This is a genomic window from Rhodococcus sp. MSC1_016 (assembly GCF_023667485.2).
GTDB lineage: Bacteria > Actinomycetota > Actinomycetes > Mycobacteriales > Mycobacteriaceae > Rhodococcus_F > Rhodococcus_F oxybenzonivorans.
Genome location: NZ_JAMOZI020000001.1, coordinates 2,100,758 through 2,126,065, shown reverse-complemented (window position 1 = coordinate 2,126,065; position 25,308 = coordinate 2,100,758). Strand labels below are relative to the sequence as shown.

22 protein-coding genes are annotated in these 25,308 nt (G+C 66.5%); 11 read left to right on the top strand and 11 right to left on the bottom strand.

Going from position 1 to position 25,308, the window contains the following annotated elements; genetic code table 11:
- Positions 1-66: 66 nt before the first annotated feature.
- The 7 genes from L1080_RS09910 to L1080_RS09880 all read right to left on the bottom strand — a co-directional run bounded on the left by L1080_RS09910 (position 67) and on the right by L1080_RS09880 (position 6,606).
- The gene (locus tag L1080_RS09910) at positions 67-480 is read right to left on the bottom strand and encodes a metal-sulfur cluster assembly factor (RefSeq protein WP_250773346.1); all 414 of its coding nucleotides are present in this window, start codon (positions 478-480) and stop codon (positions 67-69) included.
- Positions 477-974: a Fe-S cluster assembly sulfur transfer protein SufU gene (gene sufU / locus L1080_RS09905; protein ID WP_159922623.1), complete on the bottom strand. Its 498-nt coding sequence runs from the start codon at positions 972-974 to the stop codon at positions 477-479. Before sufU ends, L1080_RS09910 begins: the two co-directional genes overlap by 4 nt.
- Positions 971-2,230 carry a cysteine desulfurase gene (locus L1080_RS09900; RefSeq protein ID WP_250773348.1) on the bottom strand — a complete coding sequence of 420 codons (1,260 nt, stop codon included), beginning with the start codon at positions 2,228-2,230 and terminating at the stop codon, positions 971-973. The genes sufU and L1080_RS09900 overlap by 4 nt, the downstream gene beginning before the upstream one ends.
- A gap of 6 nt (positions 2,231-2,236) precedes the next feature.
- Entirely contained in the window at positions 2,237-3,043 is an 807-nt protein-coding gene (gene sufC / locus L1080_RS09895; protein ID WP_159922627.1) for a Fe-S cluster assembly ATPase SufC, read from the bottom strand.
- Positions 3,044-3,084: 41 nt separating this feature from the next.
- A complete protein-coding gene (gene sufD / locus L1080_RS09890; protein WP_159922629.1) occupies positions 3,085-4,314 on the bottom strand; it encodes a Fe-S cluster assembly protein SufD in 1,230 nt (409 codons plus the stop codon).
- Positions 4,314-5,774, bottom strand: a complete 1,461-nt coding sequence (gene sufB / locus L1080_RS09885) for a Fe-S cluster assembly protein SufB (protein ID WP_159922631.1) — start codon at positions 5,772-5,774, stop codon at positions 4,314-4,316. The genes sufD and sufB overlap by 1 nt, the downstream gene beginning before the upstream one ends.
- An 82-nt stretch (positions 5,775-5,856) precedes the next feature.
- Positions 5,857-6,606 carry a helix-turn-helix transcriptional regulator gene (locus tag L1080_RS09880; protein WP_308202173.1) on the bottom strand — a complete coding sequence of 250 codons (750 nt, stop codon included), beginning with the start codon at positions 6,604-6,606 and terminating at the stop codon, positions 5,857-5,859.
- A gap of 132 nt (positions 6,607-6,738) precedes the next feature.
- Here L1080_RS09880 and mptB point away from each other — a divergent pair, with 132 nt between their 5' ends.
- From mptB to L1080_RS09855, 5 genes are all read left to right on the top strand, one after another.
- Entirely contained in the window at positions 6,739-8,523 is a 1,785-nt protein-coding gene (gene mptB / locus L1080_RS09875) for a polyprenol phosphomannose-dependent alpha 1,6 mannosyltransferase MptB (protein WP_159922633.1), read from the top strand.
- A 6-nt stretch (positions 8,524-8,529) separates the two neighbouring features.
- The gene (locus L1080_RS09870; protein WP_250773350.1) at positions 8,530-9,468 is read left to right on the top strand and encodes an ABC transporter ATP-binding protein; all 939 of its coding nucleotides are present in this window, start codon (positions 8,530-8,532) and stop codon (positions 9,466-9,468) included.
- Positions 9,465-10,265 carry an ABC transporter permease gene (locus tag L1080_RS09865; RefSeq protein WP_250773352.1) on the top strand — a complete coding sequence of 267 codons (801 nt, stop codon included), beginning with the start codon at positions 9,465-9,467 and terminating at the stop codon, positions 10,263-10,265. The genes L1080_RS09870 and L1080_RS09865 overlap by 4 nt, the downstream gene beginning before the upstream one ends.
- 2 nt (positions 10,266-10,267) lie before the next feature.
- Positions 10,268-11,713, top strand: coding sequence for a hypothetical protein (locus L1080_RS09860; protein WP_250773490.1), 1,446 nt, complete (start codon positions 10,268-10,270; stop codon positions 11,711-11,713).
- A 105-nt stretch (positions 11,714-11,818) separates the two neighbouring features.
- The gene (locus tag L1080_RS09855) at positions 11,819-12,781 is read left to right on the top strand and encodes a COX15/CtaA family protein (protein WP_250773354.1); all 963 of its coding nucleotides are present in this window, start codon (positions 11,819-11,821) and stop codon (positions 12,779-12,781) included.
- Here the strand turns inward: L1080_RS09855 and L1080_RS09850 are convergent.
- Positions 12,778-13,143, bottom strand: coding sequence for a hypothetical protein (locus L1080_RS09850; protein ID WP_109330218.1), 366 nt, complete (start codon positions 13,141-13,143; stop codon positions 12,778-12,780). The genes L1080_RS09855 and L1080_RS09850 overlap by 4 nt on opposite strands.
- Before the next feature lie 75 nt (positions 13,144-13,218).
- Here L1080_RS09850 and L1080_RS09845 point away from each other — a divergent pair, with 75 nt between their 5' ends.
- Positions 13,219-14,184: a quinone oxidoreductase family protein gene (locus L1080_RS09845; protein WP_250773356.1), complete on the top strand. Its 966-nt coding sequence runs from the start codon at positions 13,219-13,221 to the stop codon at positions 14,182-14,184.
- A gap of 10 nt (positions 14,185-14,194) precedes the next feature.
- Here the strand turns inward: L1080_RS09845 and L1080_RS09840 are convergent, their stop codons facing one another.
- Positions 14,195-15,178, bottom strand: coding sequence for a heme o synthase (locus L1080_RS09840; protein WP_213571985.1), 984 nt, complete (start codon positions 15,176-15,178; stop codon positions 14,195-14,197).
- 215 nt (positions 15,179-15,393) lie between these two features.
- Here L1080_RS09840 and tkt point away from each other — a divergent pair, with 215 nt between their 5' ends.
- From tkt to pgl, 5 genes are read left to right on the top strand one after another with little or no spacing between them, the layout of a single operon-like run.
- Positions 15,394-17,502 carry a transketolase gene (gene tkt, locus L1080_RS09835; RefSeq protein ID WP_250773358.1) on the top strand — a complete coding sequence of 703 codons (2,109 nt, stop codon included), beginning with the start codon at positions 15,394-15,396 and terminating at the stop codon, positions 17,500-17,502.
- A 9-nt stretch (positions 17,503-17,511) separates the two neighbouring features.
- Positions 17,512-18,636: a transaldolase gene (gene tal / locus L1080_RS09830; protein ID WP_250773360.1), complete on the top strand. Its 1,125-nt coding sequence runs from the start codon at positions 17,512-17,514 to the stop codon at positions 18,634-18,636.
- A gap of 3 nt (positions 18,637-18,639) precedes the next feature.
- Positions 18,640-20,184: a glucose-6-phosphate dehydrogenase gene (zwf, locus tag L1080_RS09825; protein WP_159922647.1), complete on the top strand. Its 1,545-nt coding sequence runs from the start codon at positions 18,640-18,642 to the stop codon at positions 20,182-20,184.
- Positions 20,185-21,096: a glucose-6-phosphate dehydrogenase assembly protein OpcA gene (opcA, locus tag L1080_RS09820; protein WP_250773363.1), complete on the top strand. Its 912-nt coding sequence runs from the start codon at positions 20,185-20,187 to the stop codon at positions 21,094-21,096.
- Complete coding sequence (gene pgl / locus L1080_RS09815; RefSeq protein WP_250773374.1) at positions 21,089-21,832, top strand: 6-phosphogluconolactonase; 744 nt, start codon at positions 21,089-21,091, stop codon at positions 21,830-21,832. The genes opcA and pgl overlap by 8 nt, the downstream gene beginning before the upstream one ends.
- Before the next feature lie 324 nt (positions 21,833-22,156).
- Here the strand turns inward: pgl and ppc are convergent, their stop codons facing one another.
- Both ppc and secG read right to left on the bottom strand, forming a co-directional pair.
- The gene (gene ppc, locus L1080_RS09810; protein WP_250773376.1) at positions 22,157-24,913 is read right to left on the bottom strand and encodes a phosphoenolpyruvate carboxylase; all 2,757 of its coding nucleotides are present in this window, start codon (positions 24,911-24,913) and stop codon (positions 22,157-22,159) included.
- A 112-nt stretch (positions 24,914-25,025) separates the two neighbouring features.
- Positions 25,026-25,259, bottom strand: coding sequence for a preprotein translocase subunit SecG (gene secG / locus L1080_RS09805; RefSeq protein ID WP_109330234.1), 234 nt, complete (start codon positions 25,257-25,259; stop codon positions 25,026-25,028).
- Positions 25,260-25,308 lie beyond the last annotated feature (49 nt).

Below are 25,308 nucleotides of genomic sequence, written 5' to 3'. Positions count from 1 at the left end.
ACGGGCACACACATGCAGGGCCCGGCGAGATCTTCCGCCGGGCCCTGCATGTGTGTGGCGGTACCGTCAGACGGTGAAGCCAAGAGCGCGTAGTTGCTCGCGCCCGTCCTCCGTGATCTTGTCCGGACCCCACGGCGGCAGCCACACCCAGTTGATCCGCAAGTCGTTGCACAAGCCGCTGCGCACCAGTGCGCCACGCGCCTGATCCTCGATGACGTCGGTCAGCGGGCACGCCGCCGAGGTGAGGGTCATGTCGAGAATGACCACGTCCTCGTCTTCGGTGATGCCGTAGACGAGTCCCAGATCGACGACGTTGATGCCGAGCTCCGGATCGACCACGTCGCGCATCGCTTCCTCGAGTTCCTCGAGCCGCTCGGGGGCGGGAACCACCCCTGCGGTGGAGGTGTTCTCGGCCTGGTCGGCAGTCGGCTGCTCCGTTCCGGCAGCGACATCCGTTTCCGGGGTCTGCGTCTCGCTCATGATGCCTGTCCTCCGATTCGAGCTGGTTCGCCGTCTTCTGTCGCGACCGAATCCTGGTCGGCCACAATCTGAACAACGGCGTCCTTGAATGCCATCCATCCCAGCAGCGCGCATTTGACGCGGGCCGGGTACTTCGAGACGCCGACGAAGGCGATGCCGTCACCGAGTACGTCCTCGTCTCCCTCGACGGTACCGCGACTGCCGACCATCTCGCTGAACGCCGCGACCGTCTGCAACGCCCGGTCCACCGGCATTCCCACGACCTGATCGGTGAGAACGGAGGTGGATGCCTGGCTGATGGAACAACCCTGGCCGTCGTAGGACACGTCGGCGACCGTGCCGTCGTCGGTCACGTGCACCCGCAGGGTCACTTCGTCGCCGCACGTGGGGTTTACGTGGTGCACCTCCGCACCGAACGGCTCCCGCAGGCCGCGACCGTGTGGATGCTTGTAATGGTCCAGGATCACTTCCTGGTACATCTGTTCCATTCTCACGCGGGCGCCTCCCCGAAGAAGTCCTGCGCTCGACGGATCGCAGTAGCCAGCGCCGCGACCTCGTCGAGTGTGTTGTACAGGGCGAACGACGCCCGGGCGGTGGCCGCGACTCCGAACCTCCGGTGCAGTGGCCACGCGCAATGGTGTCCGACGCGGATGGCCACGCCCTCGTCGTCGAGAATCTGACCGAGGTCGTGTGCGTGGATCCCGTCGACCACGAATGAGACGGCGCCACCCCGGTCCGCTGGCGAGGTCGGACCGATGATCCGTACTCCGTCGATGGCTCCGAGAGCCTCGAGCGTGGCTTCGACGAGCGTGTGCTCGTGCGCCGCGACGGCGTCCATCCCGATGTCCTCGAGGTAGCGCACCGCTGCGCCGAGACCGACTACCTGCGACGTCATGGGCACGCCAGCCTCGAACCGCTGCGGCGGTGGCGCGTATGTCGTGCGCTCCATGGTGACGGTCTCGATCATCGATCCGCCGGTGATGAACGGCGGCATCGCGTTGAGCAACTCGCGCCTGCCGTAGAGAACGCCCACCCCGGAAGGCCCGAGCATCTTGTGACCGGAGAACGCCGCGTAGTCGACACCGAGCCCGTGAAAGTCGACAGCCATGTGCGGCACAGACTGGCATGCGTCCAGCACGACGAGAGCGCCGACGGCGCGGGCACGCCGGACCAGCTCCTCGACCGGCGCGACTGCTCCCGTGACATTCGACTGGTGCGTGAACGCGATGACCTTGACTGCGTCAGTCAACTCGAGGGAGTCCAGATCGATCCGGCCGTCGTCGGTGACTCCGTACCAGCGCAGCGTGGCGCCCGTGCGCCGGGCAAGTTCCTGCCACGGCACAAGGTTCGCGTGGTGTTCGAGTTCGGTGATCACGATCTCGTCGCCCGGTCCGACGTGCCGATCGAAACGGTCGTCACCGAGCACGTGCGTGACGAGGTTCAGCGACTCCGTCGCGTTCTTGGTGAACACCAATTCGTCGCTGTCTGCACCGACGAAAGCCGCGATGGCCGCACGCGCGTTCTCGTAGGCATCGGTGGCCTCCTCCGCGAGTTGGTGCGCGCCGCGGTGCACCGCCGCATTACAGGTCGTCAGAAACTCCCTCTCGGCGTCGAGCACCTGAGTCGGGCGCTGCGATGTCGCGCCCGAATCGAGGTACACCAGCGGCTTTCCGTCGCGCACCGTTCGAGCCAGGATCGGGAAATCCTCCCGGATTCTGGTGACGTCGAACACGCTCACCGAGGTGGTCATCTGCGTTTATGCTCCTTGCGTTGCGGCAGCCTGGGTGAAGCGCTCGTAGCCGTTGGCCTCGAGCTCGTCGGCCAGTTCCGGCCCGCCCGACTCGACGACACGTCCGCCGACGAACACGTGCACGTACTCGGGCTTGATGTACCGCAGAATGCGGGTGTAGTGCGTGATGAGCAGGATTCCGCCGTGGTCGCGCTCCTTGTATCGGTTGACTCCCTCGGAGACGACACGCAGAGCGTCCACGTCGAGGCCGGAGTCGGTCTCGTCGAGAATCGCGATCTTCGGCTTCAGGAGACCGAGCTGCAGAATCTCGTGGCGCTTCTTCTCGCCACCCGAGAACCCTTCGTTGACGCTGCGCTCCCCGAAGGACGGGTCGATGTCGAGCTCGGTGAGAGCCTCCTTGACTTCCTTCACCCAGTGGCGCAGCTTCGGCGCCTCGCCGCGCACGGCGGTGGCCGCGGTGCGAAGGAAGTTGGACATCGACACACCGGGAACCTCGACCGGGTACTGCATTGCGAGGAACAGGCCGGCACGGGCACGCTCGTCGACGGTCATCTCGAGGACGTTCTCACCGTTGAGGGTGATCGACCCGGAGGTCACCTGGTACTTGGGGTGCCCGGCGATGGCGTAGGACAGCGTCGACTTGCCGGAGCCGTTGGGCCCCATGATCGCGTGGGTCTCGCCGGAGCGCACCGTCAGGTTGACGCCCTTGAGGATGTTGATGGGTTCCGCGTTCTCGTCGGTGTTCGCAACGTCGACGTGGAGGTCCTTGATTTCCAGGACGGAGATTTCGGGGGAAGCGTCAGGGGTAGACATGGGAATCCTTCGAAGAAATGGGCAGTAGTGGTCGAGCCGCGTCAGACGCCGACAGCGGCGAGTTCGGCCTCGACGGCGGCTTCGAGACGCTCGCGGATCTCGGCGACGGCGATCTTGTTGATGATTTCGTGGAAGAACCCACGCACGACGAGTCGCCTCGCCTGGTCTTCCGGGATACCCCGCGCGCGGAGGTAGAACAGCTGCTCGTCGTCGAATCGACCGGTGGCACTCGCGTGCCCGGCACCGACGATCTCGCCGGTCTCGATCTCGAGGTTCGGGACCGAGTCGGCTCGAGCTCCGTCGGTGAGGACGAGGTTGCGGTTCAGCTCGAACGTGTCCGTACCCTCGGCAGCTGCTCGGATCAGCACGTCGCCGATCCACACGGTGTGCGCGTCGGGCTTGCCCGAGTTCGGGTCGCCCTGCAGCGCACCCTTGTACACCACATTCGACTTGCAGTGGGGCTGTGAATGATCCACCAGCAGGCGCTGCTCGAAGTGCTGTCCGGCATCGGCGAAGTACAGGCCGAGCAGTTCGGCGTCGCCACCGGGACCGTCGTACTTGACGGTTGCGGACAGTCGCACCAGGTCTCCACCGAGGCTGACCGCGTTGTGCCGCAGCACCGCATCGCGCCCGAGGCGCGCGTGGTGCGCTGCCACGTGGACGGCGTCGTCGGCCCAGTCCTGCACGGCGACAACGGTGAGGCGGGCGCTGTCGCCGAGAATGAACTCCACATTCTCCGCGAAGGTTCCGCTGCCCCGTTGGTCGAGCACGACAGTGGCCTTGGCGAACGCCTCGAGCCGGATCTGCAGGTGGCCGAACGCCACGTTGCCTTCACCGGGACCCGTGACCGTGATGTTGATCGTCTCGGGAACCTCGACCTCACGGCCGACGGTCACGACGGTGGCCGACTCGAATCCCGAGTACGCCTGCGCGGCCACACGGTCGGCGGGCACGCCTGCCTTGCCGAGCCGGGAATCGTCTCGGCCGACGGTCTCGACCTGCACCGTGTCCGGACCCGCGACATCAACGGTGACGGCACCGTTCGCTACGGCCGTTCCGTCGTGCAACCCGCGCAGGCGACGCAGCGGAGTGAATCGCCAGACCTCGTCGCGACCCCCCGGAACTTCGAAGGCTTTGACGTCGAAGGAGGTGAAAACCTCACCCTTGTTGACGATCGGCGAGCCGGTCGCGGTTCGCTCTATCCGCGGATTCTCTCCCGCGACAGCGCCTTCGACGCCAAGCTTCTCAACACCGGTTTCTGGCGTGGTCACTAACCCACCGCCCCTTCCATCTGCAGTTCGATCAGGCGGTTCAGTTCCAGGGCGTACTCCATCGGGAGCTCCTTGGCGATCGGCTCGACGAAGCCGCGCACCACGGTGGCCATGGCCTCGTCCTCGGTCAGCCCGCGGCTCATGAGGTAGAACAGTTGGTCGTCACTCACCTTGGAGACGGTCGCCTCGTGGCCCATCGTCACGTCGTCCTCGCGGATGTCGACGTAGGGGTAGGTGTCGCTACGGCTGATCTGATCGACCAGCAGCGCGTCACACTTGACGGTCGACTTGGACCCGTACGCTCCCTTGTTGACCTGAACGAGTCCGCGGTAGGACGCACGTCCACCGCCGCGAGCCACCGATTTGCTGATGATGGTGGACGACGTGTGCGGCGCGAGGTGGAGCATCTTCGCACCGGTGTCCTGGTGCTGTCCCTCTCCCGCGAATGCCACGGAGAGAACCTCGCCACGAGCGTGCTCGCCCATCATCCACACGGCCGGGTACTTCATCGTGACCTTGGAGCCGATGTTGCCGTCGACCCATTCCATGGATCCGCCGGCCTCCACCTTGGTGCGCTTTGTCACCAAGTTGTAGACGTTGTTCGACCAGTTCTGGATGGTCGTGTAGCGGCAGTGGCCGCCCTTCTTCACGATGATCTCGACCACGGCGGAGTGCAGAGAATCCGACTTGTAGATCGGCGCAGTGCAACCCTCGACATAGTGCACCGACGCACCTTCGTCGACGATGATCAGTGTTCGCTCGAACTGGCCCATGTTCTCCGTGTTGATACGGAAATACGCCTGAAGCGGGATGTCCACGTGCACGCCCGGCGGCACATAGATGAACGATCCACCCGACCAGACGGCCGTGTTCAGGGCGGAGAACTTGTTGTCACCGGCGGGAATGACCGTGCCGAAGTACTCACGGAAGAGCTCGGGGTGCTGCTTCAATCCGGTGTCGGTGTCGAGGAAGATGACACCCTGCGACTCGAGGTCTTCACGGATCGAGTGGTACACCACCTCGGACTCGTACTGTGCTGCGACACCTGCCACGAGGCGCTGCTTCTCGGCCTCGGGGATGCCCAGCTTGTCGTACGTGTTCTTGATGTCCTCGGGCAGGTCTTCCCAGCTCTCGGCCTGCTTCTCGCTCGAGCGCACGAAGTACTTGATGTTGTCGAAGTGGATGCCCTCGAGGTTGGAACCCCAGTTCGGCATCGGCTTCTTGTCGAAGGTCTTCAGCGCGCGCAGGCGGACGTCCAGCATCCAGTCGGGCTCGCTCTTCTTCGCGGAGATGTCGCGCACGACGTCCTCGGACAGACCGCGCTTGGCGCTGGCACCTGCCGCGTCCGAATCGGACCAGCCGTACCCGTAATGCCCGAGCGAGGCGATGGTCTCTTCCTGCGTGAGCGGTTCGGCATTTGCCGACGCAGCGGATGTCACCTGGTCTGATGTGACGGTCATGCGAGCTCCTTCCGGAGTCTTGTTACGTGACCGGCGAGGGCTGGTCGCCGGGGATCGGTGGCTATGGGGTGTATCGGCGGCACTATTTCGGCCCCGCCGGCGGTACGAGTGGAACGTGCGTGGTGCAGGCGCAATCACCGTTCGCGATGGTGGCGAGCCGCTGAACGTGCGTGCCCAGTAATTGCGCGAACGCTTCCTGCTCGGCGTCGCACAATTCGGGGAACTCCTCGGCGACATGCGAGACCGGGCAGTGGTGCTGGCAGATCTGGACACCGTTTCCGACCGGGCGCGTGGACGCCGCGAATCCGGCGCTCGTGAACGCATCCGCAATGGCATCGGCGGTCTGTTCGAGATCCTCGGGGGTCTGAGCGGAGGCGGGCTCGACCTCACCGACGATTGCCTGGACGCGGCGCCGGGCGAAGTCGGTGATCGCAGCGTCTCCACCAACTTCGCGCAGTTGACGCATCGCTGCACCGGCAAGATCGTCATAGGCGTGGCCGAGGCGCCCGCGACCCTTGGCGGTGATCTGGAAGTATTTGGCGGGGCGTCCGCGACCACGATGGCGCGCCGCACCTGCGGACGCTTCCCGGGCCTCGCCCGACTCCAGCAGCGCGTCGAGGTGGCGACGTACACCCGCGGCACTGAGACCGAGCCGAGTGCCGATCTCCGACGCCGTGATGGGCCCATCCTCGAGCAAGAGTTTCACCACGGCCGCCCTGGTGTGACCTTCGTGGCCGGCGGCGACGGGAGATGCAGTGCCGGCCGGCAACGCAGAGGAACGCGCCTGAACAGCGCTTTCCTTGCTCACTCGGGTGGTCGCATCCGTTTTCACAACACCAGTGTGACGGAATTCCGATCGCAGGTCTACTAAGGGTGCCCTGCCTTACACCTGTGATTATGTACCCGTTCCCGGCGGGAATACTGGCCGGACGAACTGTGTTCGAACCACCGCTACGCTTCCTGTGTGCCGCAGATCCCCGAGAACCCGGACTCGTCCCGCGTCCAGCCGATCCGCGCGGCTCGCGTGGCTCTCCGACACTCCACCGCATTCGGACGCCGGGCACTGGGAATCGACGGCCGGTCGCCGCGTCCGTCCGTCGCGGCCGTTCTCCACGGTGACGAGGTGGAAACCGCCGGACTCAACGCGCAGGAGACCGCGCAGCTGCGCGGAATCCGCAGATTCGGCGCCACCGGGGCCGTGTTGATGGCGGTGGGTGCGCTCGGCGCCGGCGCCCAACCGGTGTTGCAGAACCCTGTGCAAGGGCTGCGATTCATCGGCCTTCCGGCGAGAATCCCGAGTGTCGCACTGACACTGACCATGACCGGAACCGTGATGATCGTCCTCGCGTGGCTGCTGCTGGGGCGATTCGCGATCGGCAACCTGCAGTCGGGTCCGGTCCGGCGGTTGAACCGCTCGCAACTCGATCGCACCCTGCTCTTGTGGGTGATTCCACTGTCCGTGGCGCCCCCGATGTTCAGCAAGGACGTCTACTCCTACCTCGCGCAGAGTGAGATTGCGTCACGGGGGCTCGATCCGTATGCCATCGGTCCGGCGGGCGCACTCGGCGTCGACCACGTCCTCACCCGGACCGTTCCCACCATCTGGCGCGACACCCCCGCACCGTACGGTCCCCTGTTCCTCTGGATGGGCCGGGGAATCAGTGCTCTGACCGATGACAACATCGTCGCCGGCATCTTCCTGCACCGGCTGCTCGCACTGGCCGGCGTAGCGATGATCGTGTGGGCACTGCCGCGGCTGGCGCGGCGCTGCGGCGTCGCCGAGGTGAGCGCGTTGTGGCTGGGCGCCGCCAACCCACTCCTGCTGTTCCACCTCGTCGCCGGCATCCACAACGAGGCCTTGATGCTCGGTTTGATGCTCGCCGGCATCGAACTCGCGCTGCGGTCCATCGAACACGCCGGACCGATTCGTGGCCGATCGCTACTACTGCTGCTGTCGGGAGCGGCGCTCATCGCCCTGTCGTCGACGATCAAAATCCCGTCCCTGCTGGCACTGGGCTTCGTCGGGATGGCGTTGGCGCGGCGCTGGGGTGCGAACCTGCGAGCGGTACTCACCGCGGCAGCCCTGCTCGGCGGCGTCGCACTCGTCGTCACACTCGCCATCAGCACATCCAGCGGGCTCGGGATCGGGTGGGTCCACACGCTCGGGACGGCGAATGCGGTTCGCAGCTGGATGTCGATCCCCACCCTTCTCGGCCTGGGCACCGGACTCGCCGGAGTCCTCCTCGGCCTCGGCGACCACACGACCGCGGTGTTGAGTCTCACTCGGCCGATCGCGTCGGTAGTGGCCGCGTTCATCACGCTCCGGATGCTGGTTGCCGTCCTCATGGGACGCATTCACCCGGTCGGCGCGCTCGGTGTGTCGCTCGGGGCGGTGGTACTGCTGTTCCCGGTGGTCCAGCCCTGGTATCTCCTGTGGGCAGTTCTCCCGCTCGCGGCGTGGGCGACGGCACCGGCCTTCCGGGTGCCTGCCATTGCGTTCTCCTCGGTGGTCAGCGTCATCCTGATGCCCAACGGCGGCGAGTACCAGCCGTTCGTCATCGTCCAGGCGGCCATCGCGACCGTGTTCACGGCGGGAACTCTGATCGTCATCACGCGCAACCGGCTGCCCTGGCGTGTCGGGCCGGAACCTGTCCGCGCCGTCGCTGACACACTCCGACAGCCCGCCGCAGGCGCGGACGCCGAAAGCCGGGGCACCGGCCGGGTCACACCAGGCCAAGGCTTACGCTGATTCCCCGTGACCTCGCGAACGCCCGGATCGGCGCAACCCGCTGTACGCCTGGAAGGCGTGGTGAAGACCTTCGACGGCGTGCGGGCAGTGAACAACCTCGATCTGCTCGTCGAACAGGCGCAGGTCGTTGCGTTGCTGGGTCCGAACGGGGCAGGCAAGACCACTACGGTCGAGATGTGTGAGGGCTTCGTCCGGCCTGACAGTGGACGCGTCCAGGTACTCGGCCTCGACCCGATCGCCGACGCGGGGCAGGTTCGCGCACGGATCGGCGTGATGCTGCAAGGTGGCGGCGCCTACCCGGGGTCGCGGGCCGGGGAGATGCTCGACCTCGTCGCCGCTTACTCCGCGGATCCGCTCGACCCCGACTGGCTGTTGCGCAGCCTGGGTCTCGAGGATTCCCGTCGTACCCCGTACCGCCGGTTGTCGGGTGGGCAGCAGCAACGGTTGTCGTTGGCGTGTGCCCTGGTCGGTCGCCCCGAACTGGTATTCCTCGACGAACCGACCGCCGGGCTCGACGCCCAGGCGAGGCTGATGGTGTGGGAACTCATCGACGCCCTGCGCCGCGATGGAGTCGGTGTGCTGTTGACGACGCACGTCATGGACGAAGCCGAAGAACTCGCGGATCAACTCGTCATCATCGACCACGGGTCAGTCGTGGCGGCCGGCACGCCCAGCGAGGTGACGAGCCGCGGCGCCGAGGGTCAGCTCCGCCTTACCGCGCCGGCCGGCCTCGATCTCGCCCGGCTCACACTTCCGGACACGTTCCGTGTCTTCGAGTCCACACCCGGGACCTACCTTGTGGAGGGTCCGATCGATCCGGCGGTGGTGGCCGCGGTCGCCTCCTGGTGCGCTGATCTCGGCGCATTGATCCATGACATCCGGGTCGACCAGCGCAGTCTCGAAGACGTGTTCCTCGAACTGACCGGCCGGGAACTGAGGGGATGACCATGAACGTCAGCGACCGTCTGACGGACAACCGATTCGCGCCGGGCACTTTTTCCCCCGATCCGCGTCCCAGCGCGGCCGCAGTCATGCTTCGAGCACAAACCGCTCTCGAACTGAAACTTCTGCTGCGCAACGGCGAACAGCTTCTGCTGACGATGTTCATTCCGATCACCCTGCTGGTCGGTCTGTGTCTGTTGCCTATCGGTGATCTCGGAGCGACCCGGGTCGACAAGGTGGTCCCGGCTGTGATGATGGTGGCCGTCATGTCCACCGCCTTCACAGGCCAGGCAATCGCCGTCGGCTTCGACCGCCGCTACGGCGCCCTCAAGCGGTTGGGCGCCACTCCCCTTCCGACCTGGGGAATCATCGCGGGAAAAAGCGCCGCGGTCGTCCTCGTCGTGGCACTGCAGTCGGTTCTGCTGGGTGCGATCGGCGCCGCCCTCGGATGGCGGCCGAGCGTGTGGGGTCTGGCACTCGGGGCGGTGGTCATCGCGCTGGGGACGGTGACCTTCGCCGCCATGGGGCTACTCCTGGGCGGAACGCTGCGGGCCGAGATCGTTCTGGCCTTGGCGAACATTCTGTGGTTCATCATGGTCGGCGTGGGAAGCGTCGTCTTCGTCACCGGTGAGCTCTCCGTGTTCCTTCACACAGGCGCCAGGCTGATCCCGTCCGGCGCTCTGGCCCTGGCGTTGGACGCCGCGCTCAGGGGAGCGATCGACGGAATCAGCGTCATCGTTCTCCTGGTATGGGGCGTCGCCGCCGGGGTTCTCGCGGCGAGGACGTTTCGGTTCACATGAGGATGTTCGCGCGCCGAATCTCAGGTCGGGCCCGTTCCGCTGCCACAGTTCTCGTGGTGCTGGGTGCGCTGCTGGCCTGTGTCGCTCCGCCCGCCGGTTCCGCACCTCACTGGGGGCCGCCGGCCCCACCGAATCCGTATCTGGGCCCCGCAGGCACCTCGACCATGCACGGTGACGCCGGTTCCACCGACGTCACCCCGCTTCCAGGCCCCGGCACCGGTCGGCATTCGCTCTCCGCGTATCCGCTGGTATCGGCCTGCCCGACCTTGCTCCAGGGGTCCGATCGGCTCGTCGTCGCACTCTGCACCGCAGTGGCCGGGCAGGTTCCCACCGTTCACCTCATCGACCCGGCGGCCCCGGCTGCACCATTCGGTCGCTCGCTCGCTCGATTCGAACTCGCGAAAGGCAGTCTCCTCGGCGGCGTCTACGCGTATCTCGACAACGACAACCGCCTGGTCGTGGTCGACGGTAACCGGCAACTCCTACGACTCGGCCACTCGAGGGACGCCGGCGGCGCCTGGCGGCTGACCGTTGATTCCCGGGTCGACCTGTCCGGCAGCGTCCCCCCGGGCGACAACGTGACCGGCCTGACGCCCGACTGGAACGGCAACGTGTGGTTCGCCACCGGAGGCGGAGTGGTCGGTGCGGTGGACCGCGCAGGCATCGCCCATGCTCGCGCCCTTCCCGCCGGCGAGGAGGTACAGAACAGCATTTCCAGCTCACCCGCCGGAACCGCCTTGGCCAGCACACACGCGCTGTACCAATGGTCCTTCCGGGACGGTGACCTTCACCTCGACTGGCGGCGCGACTACGACCGAGGCGGCTCCCGCAACCCGGGTCAGCTGAGCTGGGGTACCGGTTCCACTCCCACCTACTTCGGGCCGTCCACCGGCAGCGATTTCGTCGCGATCGTGGACAACGCCCAGCCCCGCGCGCAGCTGCGCGTGTTCCACACCGAGTCCGGCGACGAGGTGTGCACCATGCCCGTGCTGGCCGATCCCGGCGGAAGCGAGAACTCTCCTGTCGGTGTCGGCAACTCGGTGTACGTGGCCGGAACCTACGGTTACCCGTATCCGGTGGTTCCCGACGGTGCCGGTCCGGCCGAACCCGCGAGTGCACCCTTCACCGGGGGTATGGCCCGAATCGACATCGATCCCATCGGTTGTCACGAGGTATGGAGCAACGACGTCCGCAGCGCTGCGGTCCCCCGCCTCTCGACCGGCGACGGTCACCTGTACACGGTGAGCCGTGATGGCCCTGCGGTCACCACACCGCTGGACGGCTTCTCCTTCGCCGTGATCGATCCCGCCGACGGGTCGCTCGAGCACACCAGTCCACTGCCGGGCACAGCCGTCAACGACACCCTCCAGATGTCCGGTCTCGTCACCGACACCGGCGATTTCTGGCAGGGCACCGTGACCGGCATACTGCGGATACGCGCGGAGTAGTTGGCCGTCACCGGAGATGCCGCGCGAAAGCGGACGCGGACGAATCGAGTTCTCGACCCCAGCCCAACGACAGCGTGTAGTTGATCGCCCTCTACCATCGACATCGTGCTATCTCGCGGGTTTCTGAGCCTGGTCGACCGACTCCCACTTCCGTCGCTCGCCGTGCAGCGTGTCATCGCCTTCGCGGTGATCCTCACGCAGGGTGGAATCGCCGTCACCGGCGCCGTAGTACGGGTGACGGCCTCAGGCCTCGGTTGCCCCACCTGGCCGCAGTGCTTTCCGGGAAGTTTCGTCCCGGTCGGGCATGGTGAGGTCGCGGTGCTCCATCAGGCCGTCGAATTCGGCAACCGGATGCTCACCTTCGTCGTCGTGGTCGCCGCCGCACTGATCGTCCTGGCAGTGACTCGCGCACGCCGCCGCAAGGAGGTGCTTGTCTACGCCTGGCTCATGCCGCTCGGCACGGTGGTGCAAGCCGTCATCGGAGGCGTGACCGTCTTGACCGGCCTTCTCTGGTGGACGGTCGCAGTGCATCTCCTCGCCTCCATGGCGATGGTTTGGGTGGCCACCGTAATGTATGCCAAAATCTCCGAACCCGACGACGGCCACGTCATCGCCGTGATTCCCGCGCCGCTGAGGTGGCTCACGGCACTGTCCGGTGTCGCGCTGGCCGGAGTGCTGGTCGCCGGAACCCTCGTCACCGGGGCCGGCCCGCACGCTGGCGACAAGAGCCTGGATCGCGTCGTTCCCCGCCTCGAGGTCGAGATCGTCACCCTCGTACACCTGCACTCGCAGTTGCTGGTCGGCTACCTGGCCCTGCTGGTCGGCCTGTGCTTCGGCCTCTATGCCGTGGGGGCCGACCGCACGGTGAAGGTCCGACTGCAGGTCCTGCTCGCCCTCGTGGTGGCGCAGGCACTGATCGGAGCCGTGCAGTTCTTCACGGACGTTCCCGCCGCCCTCGTCGCCTTCCATGTGGCCGGGGCTGGGCTGTGCACCGCAGCCACGGCCGCGGTGTGGGCTGCGGGACGCACAAGGGAGCACGTTCCGCAGCCCGCGACCGCAAGGGTCTAACGTTCGTTACGCGCCTTGGGGAATCGTGTCTGCCGCGCAACCCAGCCGGCCATCTTCTGGAAGTGCCCCTTCCGGGGAGTCACGATGCTGGTGAGGGACCGGTCCCATTCGCCGATCGTCACGTTGTCGACAGCGGCGACCACTGCGTTGGCGGTTGCCAGATCGTTCACCAACTGATCGCCGAGGATGCCGTCGGCTCCGACGAGCGTAATCCGGACACTGGCGAGACCGACCGGCTGGATCACGGCGCTGGCGGAACCACCGTGCTCGCTGACGAACTTCTTGATTGCATCGACCGTGTGGGACGGCAGTGAAGGCGCCGCGCCGGCTGACGCCTCTTCGGCGTGGGTATCGGTACTCATGCCCTGAGAATACTGGGCGGTAGCCGCCACCTGCCCGTCAGGTTCCGGGCGGGTCGCACGTGTAGAACAGAAACCATGCGCGCAATACAGGTTTCACGTCTCGGTGGTCCCGACGTCCTCGAACCGGCCGACGTCCCCGAACCTCGGATCGGGCCCTCGGATCTCCTCGTTCGCACCGAAGCGATCGGCATCAACTACATCGACACCTACTTCCGGTCCGGCCTCTACCCGCGCACGCTCCCCTACGTTCCCGGTGACGAAGGCTCGGGTGTGGTGGAGTCGGTGGGCACCGAGGTGACGGACTTCGAGCCCGGAGACAGGGTGGCCTGGTGCACCGCTCCCGGTAGTTACGCCGAAAAGGTGCGGGTTCCGGCCGCAGCAGCGATCGCCGTCCCCGACGTCGTGCCGGCATCGCAGGCCGCGTCCGCGTTGTTGCAGGGCATGACAGCGCACTACCTGGCGTACTCCACCTACCCCATCCGCGAAGGGGACACCGTGCTGGTGCATGCCGGAGCAGGTGGTGTCGGCCTGCTGCTGACCCAGCTCGCGACCCGTCTCGGGGCGCGCGTCATCACTACGGTGTCCTCGGATACGAAGGAAGAGCTTTCCCGGAGCGCGGGCGCGCAGGAAGTACTGCGATACGACGAGGACATCGCCGCCCGGGTGCGGGAGCTGACCGGCGGTGAGGGCGTCGCGGCCGCCTACGACGGCGTCGGCGCCTCGACATTCGAGGCGAGCCTGGCTTCGGTCCGCATCCGGGGCACGCTCGCCCTGTTCGGTGCCGCGAGCGGTCCGGTGCCGCCGTTCGACCCGCAACGGCTCAATCCGGCAGGCTCGCTGTTCCTGACCCGCCCGACACTGGCGCATCACATCCGCGACCGCGCGGAATTGGTGTGGCGAGCGGGCGACGTCTTCGCGGGTGTGGCGGACGGCGCGCTGACAGTGCGCGTCGGCGCCGAATACCCGCTCGAGCGAGCGGCAGATGCACACCGCGATCTGGAGGGACGGGCGACGACGGGGTCGATCGTGCTTCGGCCCTGACCGGGACGGATCAGGTGAACAAGCTGCTGACGGTCGGCAGCCCGAGAACGGAGTCGACAGCCAGACCGACGAAGACGACGGCCAGGTAGTTGTTGGACTGCAGGAAGAGCCGGAGCGGCTTCACGGCCGCTCCGCCTCGCACGCTGCGATACAGCTGGTGCGCCATCAGAAGGAACCAGGCGCCGGCGACGAGGGTGACGGCCGCGTAGACGACCCCCGCTGCGGGTACCAGCGCAAGGGACGTAACGACCATTGCCCAGCTGTACAGCAGGATTTGTTTGGTGACGTGCTCCTCGGTCGCGATGACCGGGAGCATGGGCACGCCCGCCGCCTTGTAATCCTCCTTGTAGCGCATCGCGAGCGCCCAGGTGTGCGGCGGCGTCCAGAAGAAGATGACGAGGAACAGGACGAGTGGTTCCCAGTCGAGCGAGCCGGTGACGGCCGACCAGCCGACCATGACGGGCATGCAGCCGGCCGCGCCGCCCCACACGACGTTCTGCCAGGTCCGACGCTTGAGCACCATCGTGTAGATCAGCACGTAGAACGCGATGGTGAGAACGACCAGGCACCCGGAGAGGAGATTGGCCCGCCACCACAACCACAGGAACGACGCGAGACCGAGGGTCATGCCGAACACGAAGGCGTGCGACGTGGGCACAGCTTCGCGCGCCAGCGGGCGGCGGGCCGTGCGTTTCATGACCTTGTCGATGTCGGCGTCGACCACGCAGTTGAGTGCATTCGCGCTCGCCGCGCCCATCCAGCCGCCGAACAGTGTGCTCAGGATGAGCAGGATGTCGACGTTGCCGCGGTCCGCGAGGAGGATCGCGGGAATGGTGGCCACGAGGAGGAGCTCGATGACCCGCGGTTTGGTGAGCGCGATATAGGCCAGGACCTTGCCCGTGGCGCGGCCGATCACCGTGCGAGTGTTGGTCACGCGGGGGGCGGCGCTGGGGCTACCGAAGCCGTGTCCGCTCGGCTGATGCCCTGTCCGCACGTTCTCTCCTCGCACCACGCGTAATTCCACATCTGATAGCCGGTGTCTGCCCGCACGCCGCCCAAGGACAGCCGGGGTCTACTACAACCGATGGTAGACCGCCCCAATGCACGAACCGAATCGACCCGGATAGGACTGCACACTAGGCTGGGGTGGCACAAGAGGCTCACGCATCCTCAGGCTCCACGTTCACCCATGTCAGGAGACTTCTGCCCGTGTCGATCACAGACGACATCCACGTCCTCACGCAACCGGTTCACCCAGCAGACTGGACCGAACTGGACACCAAGGCCGTCGACACCATCCGCGTACTCGCCGCGGACGCGGTGCAGAAGGTGGGTAACGGCCACCCAGGCACGGCCATGAGCCTCGCACCCCTCGCTTACACGCTCTTCCAGCGCGTCATGCGCCACGACCCCACCGACGCCGACTGGATCGGCCGCGATCGTTTCGTCCTCTCCTGTGGGCATTCGAGCCTGACGCTCTACATCCAGCTCTACCTCGCCGGCTACGGCCTCGAACTCGACGACCTGAAGCAGCTGCGCACGTGGGGCTCGAAGACCCCGGGACACCCCGAGCACGGTCACACCCGCGGCGTGGAGATCACCACCGGTCCACTCGGTCAGGGTCTGGCCTCTGCCGTCGGCATGGCGATGGCGGCTCGCCGCGAACGTGGCCTGTTCGACCCGGAGCCCGCACCCGGTGAGAGCCCGTTCGATCACCACATCTACGTCATCGCCTCCGACGGTGACATCGAAGAAGGTGTGACCTCCGAGGCGTCGTCGATCGCCGGCGTGCAGCAGCTGGGCAACCTCACCCTGATTTACGACGACAACAAGATCTCCATCGAGGACGACACCGCGATCGCCTTGTCCGAGGACACCGCCGCCCGCTACGAGGCGTACGGCTGGCACGTCCAGGTCGTCGAGGGCGGCGAGAACGTCGTCGCGATCGAGGAAGCGCTCCAGAAGGCTCGCGACGTCCTCGACCGCCCGTCACTGATCCTGCTGCGCACCATCATCGGCTACCCGGCGCCCACCAAGATGAACACGGGTGCCGCGCACGGTGCGGCGCTCGGCGCCGACGAGGTTGCCGCAGTGAAGACGGCACTCGGCTTCGACCCCGACAAGACGTTCGAGGTCACCGACGAGGTCATCGCGCACACCCGCAAGGTCGTCGAGCGCGGCGCCCAGGCGCACAAGGAATGGCAGGCCGGCTTCGACGAGTGGGCTGTGCGCGCCCCCGAGGGCAAGAAGCTCCTCGACCGCCTCACCGGTCGCGACCTGCCCGCCGGCTGGGCCGACGTACTTCCGACCTGGGAGCCGGACCCCAAGGGTGTCGCCACCCGCAAGGCGTCCGCAGCGGTCCTGAACGCTGTCGGACCGGTGCTCCCGGAACTCTGGGGCGGTTCCGCCGACCTCGCCGAGAGCAACAACACCACCATCAAGGGCTCCGACTCGTTCGGCCCCGCCTCCATCTCCACGTCGATGTGGAACGCCGACCCCTACGGCCGGACCCTGCACTTCGGTGTCCGCGAGCACGCCATGGGGTCGATTCTCAACGGCATCGCCCTGCACGGGCCCACCCGCCCCTACGGCGGCACCTTCCTGGTGTTCAGCGACTACATGCGTCCCGCCGTGCGGCTTGCGGCGATCATGAAGACCCCGGTCACCTACGTCTGGACTCACGACTCCATCGGTCTCGGCGAAGACGGCCCGACCCACCAGCCGATCGAGCACCTCGCCGCGCTGCGCGCCATCCCGGGCCTGAATGTGGTGCGCCCCGGTGATGCCAACGAAACCGCCCACGCCTGGCGGGCCGTCCTCGAGAAGGGTGCCGACGAGGCAACCCGCGCGCCCTCCGGCCTGGCCTTGACTCGCCAGGATCTGCCCGTCCTCGAAGGAACCAGCTACGAGGGAGTTTCCCGTGGTGGCTACGTCCTCGCCGATGCCTCCTCCGGTGTTCCCGAGGTCATCCTGATCGGCACCGGTTCCGAACTCCAGATCGCCGTGGCCGCCCGCGAGACCCTCGAGGTCGAGGGCATTCCCACGCGGGTGGTGTCGATGCCGTGCGTCGAGTGGTTCGACGCCCAGGACGAGGCCTACCGGGACGGTGTGCTGCCTCCGACCGTCAAGGCCCGCGTCGCAGTCGAGGCCGGCATCGCGATGCCGTGGTACCGCTTCGTCGGCTCGGATGGCGAAATCGTCTCGATCGAGCACTTCGGCGCCTCTGCCGACTACAAGACCTTGTTCCGCGAGTTCGGTTTCACCGACGAAGCCGTCACCGCGGCCGCACAGCGCTCGCTCTCCCGAGTGAAGGGATAAAAAAACGTCATGACTCAGAATCCGAATCTTCAGAAGCTCTCCGAGGCCGGGGTCTCCGTGTGGCTGGACGACCTCTCGCGAGACCGCATCGAGTCCGGCAACCTGGCCGAACTCGTCGCCACCAAGAGTGTCGTCGGCGTCACCACCAACCCGTCCATCTTCCAGGCCGCGCTGAGCAAGGGCCACGTCTACGACGCGCAGGTCAACGAGCTGGCCGAGCGCGGCGCCGATGTCGAAGCCACCATCCGCACGGTCACCACCGACGACGTGCGCTCCGCCTGCGACATCCTCGCCCCGCAGTACGAAGCGAGCCACGGAGTCGACGGCCGGGTCTCCATCGAGGTGGATCCGCGGCTGGCACACGACGCCGACAAGACCGTCGCGCAGGCGGTGGAGCTGTGGAAGATCGTCGACCGGCCCAACGTGTTCATCAAGATCCCGGCCACCGAGGCCGGCATCCCCGCCATCGCGAAGGTCATCGGCGAAGGCATCAGCGTCAACGTCACCCTGATCTTCTCGGTCGAGCGGTACGAACTCGTCATGGGCGCCTACCTCGACGGGCTCGAGGCGGCCAAGGCAGCAGGACACGACCTTTCCCGCATCCACTCGGTCGCGTCGTTCTTCGTCTCCCGCGTCGACACCGAGATCGACAAGCGACTCGAGGCGATCGGTACGCCGGAGGCACTCGAACTCCGCGGCAAGGCGGCGCTCGCCAACGCACGACTGGCGTACGCGGCCTACCAGCAGGTGTTCGAGGTCCAGCCGCGGTTCCAGGGGCTCCTGGGCGACGGCGCGCGGCCCCAGCGTCCGCTGTGGGCGTCGACGGGTGTCAAGAACCCCGACTACTCCGACACCCTGTACGTCACCGAGCTGGTGGCACCGAACACGGTGAACACCATGCCCGAGAAGACGCTCGACGCCGTCGCCGACCACGGTGACATCACCGGTGACACGGTGTCCGGCACCGCAGCCCAGTCGCAGGAGGTCTTCGACAAGATCGCCGCTGTCGGCGTCGACTTGACCGACGTCTTCCTCGTCCTCGAGAACGAGGGTGTCGACAAGTTCGAGGTGTCGTGGAACGAGCTGCTCGAGGCCACGGCGGAGCAGCTCCGTACAGCAGGGCAGAAGAGCTGATTCGTGAGGGTGCCCGCAGCGTCAGACGATTGGGTCAATCCGCTCCGCGACGGTAGGGACAAGCGCCTACCGCGCATCGCCGGGCCGTGTGCGCTGGTGATCTTCGGTGTCACCGGCGACCTCGCACGGCGCAAGCTGATGCCGGCCGTCTACGACTTGGCCAATCGTGGTCTCCTCCCCCCCGGCTTCGCCCTCGTCGGGTTCGCCCGGAGGGACTGGGACGACCAGGATTTCGGCAAGGTCGTGCACGACGCGGTGCGCGAGCATTCGCGCACCCCGTTCCGGGAAGATGTGTGGGATCGGCTGTCGGAGGGCCTGCGGTTCGTGCAAGGCTCCTTCGACGACCCGGCATCGTTCTCGCAACTTGCGTCCACCCTCGACACGCTCGACCGCGAACGTGGGTCCGGCGGCAATCACGGGTTCTACCTCGCGATTCCGCCGGCCGCGTTCCCGGTGGTTCTCAAACAGTTGTCGGAAGCCGGGCTCGCCCAGTCCGACGACGGCCAGTGGAAACGAGTGGTCATCGAGAAGCCGTTCGGCCACGATCTCGACAGCGCTCGCGAGCTCAACGCGGTCGTGAACCAGGTCTTCCCCGAGGACACCGTCTTCCGGATCGATCACTACCTGGGCAAGGAAACCGTTCAGAACATCCTGGCACTGCGATTCGCCAACCAATTGTTCGATCCGATCTGGAACGCCCACTATGTGGACCACGTCCAGATCACGATGGCCGAGGACATCGGTCTCGGTGGACGGGCCGGCTACTACGACGGAATCGGGGCGGCGCGCGACGTCATCCAGAACCATCTCCTTCAACTCCTCGCCTTCACCGCGATGGAGGAGCCGATCAGTTTCGAACCGTCCGAACTGCAGGCGGAGAAGATCAAGGTTCTCTCAGCAACCCGGCTCGCGGAGCCGCTCGACGAAACCACCGCCCGCGGCCAGTACGCCGGCGGCTGGCAGGGCGGGCTTCCGGTGGTCGGTCTGCTGGAGGAGGAGGGCTTCGCTACCGACTCCACTACCGAGACCTTCGCCGCGATCACGCTCGAGGTCGATACCCGGCGGTGGGCGGGAGTGCCCTTCTATCTGCGAACCGGAAAGCGACTGGGCAGGCGGGTCACCGAGATCGCCGTCGTGTTCAAGCGTGCACCGCACCTCCCGTTCGACCAGACGATGACGGAGGAACTCGGCCAGAATGCTCTCGTCATCCGGGTGCAGCCGGACGAGGGTGTGACCATGAGATTCGGGTCCAAGGTTCCAGGCTCGAGCATGGAAGTCCGGGACGTCAACATGGACTTCAGCTACGGGCAGGCATTCACCGAGTCGTCTCCGGAAGCGTACGAACGTCTCATTCTCGACATGTTGCTCGGTGAGCCGTCGCTCTTCCCCGTCAATGCGGAGGTCGAGCTGTCGTGGGAGATCCTCGATCCGGTACTCGCGCACTGGGCCGCGGAGGGCAAACCGGAACCCTACGAGGCCGGAACGTGGGGCCCACACTCGGCGGACGAGATGATGCGCCGCACCGGCCGCGAATGGAGAAGGCCGTAGATGATCATCGACATTCCCTCGACTACCACCGGCCAGGTCAACAAGAAGCTGGTCGAGCTACGTAAGACCGGCGGTGCTGTCACGCTCGGCCGCGTGCTCACCCTCGTGGTGTGCACGCGCGACAGCGACAACTCCGAGGACATCATCGATGCAGCCAACGAGGCGAGCCGGGAACATCCCTGCCGTGTGATCGTCGTGGCCGACGGTAAGCGGGAAGCGGCGCCGCGGTTGGACGCGCAGATCCGTGTCGGTGGCGACGCCGGCGCATCCGAGGTCGTCGTGCTCCGACTCTTCGGCGAATTGGCCGACCACGAAAGCAGCGTGGTGGTCCCCTTCCTCCTGCCGGACACACCTGTGGTCGTCTGGTGGCCCGAGATCGCTCCGGCCGTTCCTGCACAGGACCCCGTGGGCAGGCTTGCGATCCGCCGCATCACCGACGCCACAGGCCGCGACGATCCGACGGCGGAAATCAAGGGCCGGCTCACGTCGTACACGTCCGGTGACTCAGATCTCGCGTGGAGTCGCATCACGTACTGGCGCGCGCTGCTCGCGTCCGCGGTCGATCAGCCGCCGCACTCGGCGATCACCTCCGCGGTGGTGTCGGGTCTGGTGGACGAACCCGCTGTCGATCTGATCGCCGGGTGGCTGGCGAGCCGGGTCGACATGCCGGTGAGTCGCAGGACCGGACCGCTGTTCGTGGAATTGAGCTTTGCCGACGGCGGATCGCTGACCATCAGTCGTCCTCAAACGGGAACGACCGCAACACTGTCGCGGACCGGGAAACCGGACGCGCTGGTGGCCCTGGGCCGACGGGAAACGCGTGACTGCCTGGCGGAGGAACTGCGCCGACTCGATGCCGACGAGGTCTACGAAGCCGCATTATCCGGCCTGACGAAGGTGACGTATGAGTGACATTCACGTAGAGGTCCATCCCGACACGGACACGCTGGTGGCTGCGGCCGCCCGGCGTTTCGTCGACACGGTCGTCGCCGCCCAGAAATCTCGTGGGTCGGCGTCGGTGGTTCTGACCGGTGGCGGTACCGGGATCGGGATGCTCGAGCAGGTGCGGAAGAATCCCGGTGACATCGACTGGCGTGAACTCGACATCTATTGGGGCGACGAACGATTTCTGCCCACCGGTGATCCGGAACGCAACGACGTGCAGGCGCGGGCCGCGCTCCTCGACCACGTCGATGTCGACCCCGACCGGGTCCACACGATGCCCGTGTCCGACGGTATCTACACCGACGACCCGGAGGCCGCTGCGGTCGCCTACGCGCAGGTGTTGGGCGCGCACGCCGACGGCAAGCAGGTTCCGGTGTTCGATGTCCATCTCCTCGGCATGGGCGGCGAGGGTCACGTCAACTCCCTCTTCCCCGACACCGACGCGGTACGTGAAGAACACCGATTCGTCGTTGCGGTGACGGACTCCCCCAAGCCGCCGCCCGTCCGCATCACCCTTACCCTTCCCGCTGTGCGACACGCCGACGAGGTCTGGCTGGTCGTCTCCGGGGAAGCCAAGGCCGAGGCGGTGGCCGCCGCCGTCGCGGGCGCACCCCCGGTGGAGATACCGGCCTCCGGCGCGCGGGGACTGACCGCCACACGTTGGCTGCTCGATTCTTCGGCCGCATCCCGACTGCCGAGCTGATCCATTCACAGGTGGGGGTCCTCGTCGTCCTCGGCCGGCAACGTCGCCGAGGGACGAGGGCCCTTCTCCGCCTCGATCCGCGTCACGTGGCATGCGGTACTGATCCGGCCGCCGCGGTGCGCGCTCGATCGGCCCGTCCCCCTCTGTCCGAAGCCCCCTCGCCAGTGCTGAGGTTCCCCCGCGCAGCGCCCCATCCTGTAACCCCATTCCGCCTCGAGAGGGTCACGGTCTGTCCCGTTTCGACCCCTTTCCCCGTTTGACGCAGTGGGCCGACAATCGGTTCCCCCGGACCGAAAGTCGCGTGGCGGCGTCGGTGCAGGACAGCTAACCGCTGTTGCGCAGCGCGGTGGCCAGCCCGTTCATCGTGAGCTGGATACCGCGGCGGGTCTGGTCGCTGTCGTCGCCGGCACGGTATCGGCGCAACAACTCCACCTGAAGGTGGTTCAGTGGTTCGAGGTACGGGAAGCGATTGTGCACCGACCGTTCGAGCCCCGGGTTGTCGGCGAACAACGTGTCGTTTCGGGTGATCGTCTTGTACATCCGGATGGTGCGTTCGTGCTCCTCGGTGATCATCCCGAACACCCGTTGTCGCAGCCCCTCGTCGGGAACCAACTCCGAATAGCGTGCCGCCAGACCCATGTCGGATTTGGACATCACCATCGCCAGGTTGGACAGGACCGTGCGGAAGAAGGGCCACGTGTCATAGAGCCGTGACAGGGTGGCAACCTTCTCGGGGTCGCCGGCGGTCCACTGCTCGAACGCGGAGCCGGTGCCGTACCACCCTGGCAGCATCACCCGCGACTGGCTCCAGGACAGCACCCAGGGGATCGCGCGCAGGTCGGCGATCGACGTCGTCTGCTTCCGGGACGCGGGCCGGCTGCCGATGTTGAGTGCCCCGATCTCCGCGACGGGCGTCGACATCTCGAAGTACTGAACGAATCCTGGTGTGTCATGGACGAGTTCGCTGTACGCACGGCGCGCGAGTGCGGCGAGTTCGTCGAGGACGCGATAGGCGGGTTCGGCGGCGGCGCCGAGTCCCTCCACGTCGAGCAGGGTGGCCTCGAGGGTTGCCGCGAGAAGGGTTTCGAGGTTGCGTTGCGCGAGGCGGGGTTCCGCGTACTTGGCGGCGATCACCTCGCCCTGCTCGGTGATGCGCAGCGAGCCTGCGACGGCTCCCGGCGGTTGCGCGAGGATCGCCTCGTAGCTGGGTCCGCCGCCACGCCCGACGGTGCCACCGCGACCGTGGAAGAGGCGCAATCGTATTCCCGTTTTCCGGGCCGCCTCCACCAGGTCGAGCTCGGCCCGGTACAGCGCCCAGTTCGCAGCGAGATACCCGCCGTCCTTGTTGGAGTCGGAGTATCCAAGCATCACTTCCTGCGAGTCGCCCCTCGACGCCACGAGGGCCCGGTAGAGCGGAATCGCGAGGGTCGCCTCGAGCGTGGATGCGCCGTGCTGGAGGTCCTCGATCGTCTCGAAGAGCGGCACGATCCCCACCGGACACGACGGGTTCTCCCCCGGCCCGGGATCGAACAGCCCCACTTCCTTGAGCAGGATCGCCGCCTCGAGCATGTCGCTGACCGAGGTACACATACTGATGATGTAGTTGGGCACCGCTCCGGACCCGAGCGTCCGCACCGCCTCGGCCCCGGCTTCGAGGATGGCGAGCTCCTTGGTGGTCAGTTCGCTGAACTCCGCCTTCGCTGCCGTCAGTGGCCGCCTCGTGGATAGCTCCGCGGTGAGCAACTCGACCCGTTCGTCCTCGGACAGCGACGTGTAGTCGGGATGCACCCCCGCCCAGGCGAGTAGCTCGGCGACCACCGTTTCGTGCACCTCCGAGTTCTGGCGCATGTCGAGGCCCGAGAGATGGAACCCGAACACGTCCACCGATTCGCGGAGGCGGGCGAGGCCGTCGTCGGCGATCGTGCCGTCGCCACCGCGCCGAAGGGACTCGTCGACCACATCGAGTTCGTGGAGCATTTCCCGCGGTGAGTCGTAGGGCGCGAGCCCGAGGTCGAGGGCGTACGCGGGCATCTCCCCGAGGATACGGAGCGCGGTGGCGGTCAGGCGGCCGCGGATCCCGCGGACCGCACGCCGGTACGGCTCGTCGGCACGGAACGGTGAGTCGTCCTGCGAGGCCGCTGCCAGAAGATCGAGGCCGGGAGTGACCGTTACCAGGCGGGCAGACATCGACAGTTCCCGTTCGAGCGTCGCCAGTTCGCACAGATGATGCTCGACGGCGGTTGCGGCGGCGCGGCTCGTCGCCTGCCTTACGACGTCCGCGGTGACGTTGGGATTGCCGTCCCGGTCGCCACCGATCCACGACCCCGGCCGGAGAATAGGTTCCCGCCCGAGATCGGTGTCGGGCCATCGGACTTGGAGGGCGTTGCGGAGTTCGGCATTGATCGCGGGCACGACCTCGAAGAGCGCGGCGTCGTAGTAACGCAGCCCGACTTCGATCTCGTCCTGAATACGCAAGCGGGACAGCCGGATCAGTGCGGTCTGCCACAGGGTAAGGATTTGGCGCCGAAGCCGCACATCGACGTCGGCGATCTCCGACTCGGTGAGCGCGGTCCGCTCCCGGAACCGCATCAACTCAGTGATCCGCGTCTGGGTGTCGAACACCGTCCGTCGACGCGTTTCGGTGGGGTGGGCAGTGATCACCGGTGAGACGAGCGCCCCACGTAGGGCTGTCGCGACCACTTCTCGGTCGAGGTCGGCGGCATCGAGCTTCGCGAACGTGGCCGCGAGAGTGCTGTCGGGAGCTGGTTCGCCCGCTGCCACGTGCACGGCCCGGCGGCGTTCCCGGTGAATGTCCTCGGCGAGATTTGCCAGAAGAGCGAAATGGCTGAAGGCGCGGATGACGGGGATGGTGTCCCCGGTGGCGACGTGCGTGAACATGTCGGCCAGTTCGGCGCGGTCGATTTCCGAACGCCGAACACGGAACGATTCGACCCGGGCCTTCTCCACGAGATCGAAGATGTCGTCGCCGGCCTGTTCGCGGACGATCTGACCGAGAATGCCGCCGAGCAGCCGAATGTCTTCGCGGAGTGGTTCGGTGGCTTCACGGGGGGTTTCGGTCATGCACCCAGTATCAACTGCCACTGCGGGGTCCGCATGATGAAACTGCGGGGTCCGCATGATGAAACTGCGGGGTCCGCATGATGAAACGCGGGGTCCGCGTGGGGAAGGTTGATCAGCCGAACTTGATCTCCAGGCCGATGCCGATGATCGAGATCAACCAGATCAGACCGGTGAAGACGGTGAGGCGGTCGAGGTTCTTCTCGACCACGGTGGAACCGGACAGGCTCGACTGGACGCCGCCGCCGAAGAGGCTGGACAACCCGCCGCCCTTACCGCGGTGCAGGAGCACCAACAGAATCAGCAGCAAGCTGGTGGCAACCAGCAAGATATCCAGGAACAGTTCCATGTCTGTCTACGTCCACCCATCGAGTAGCAACAACTACGACCTCGTACAC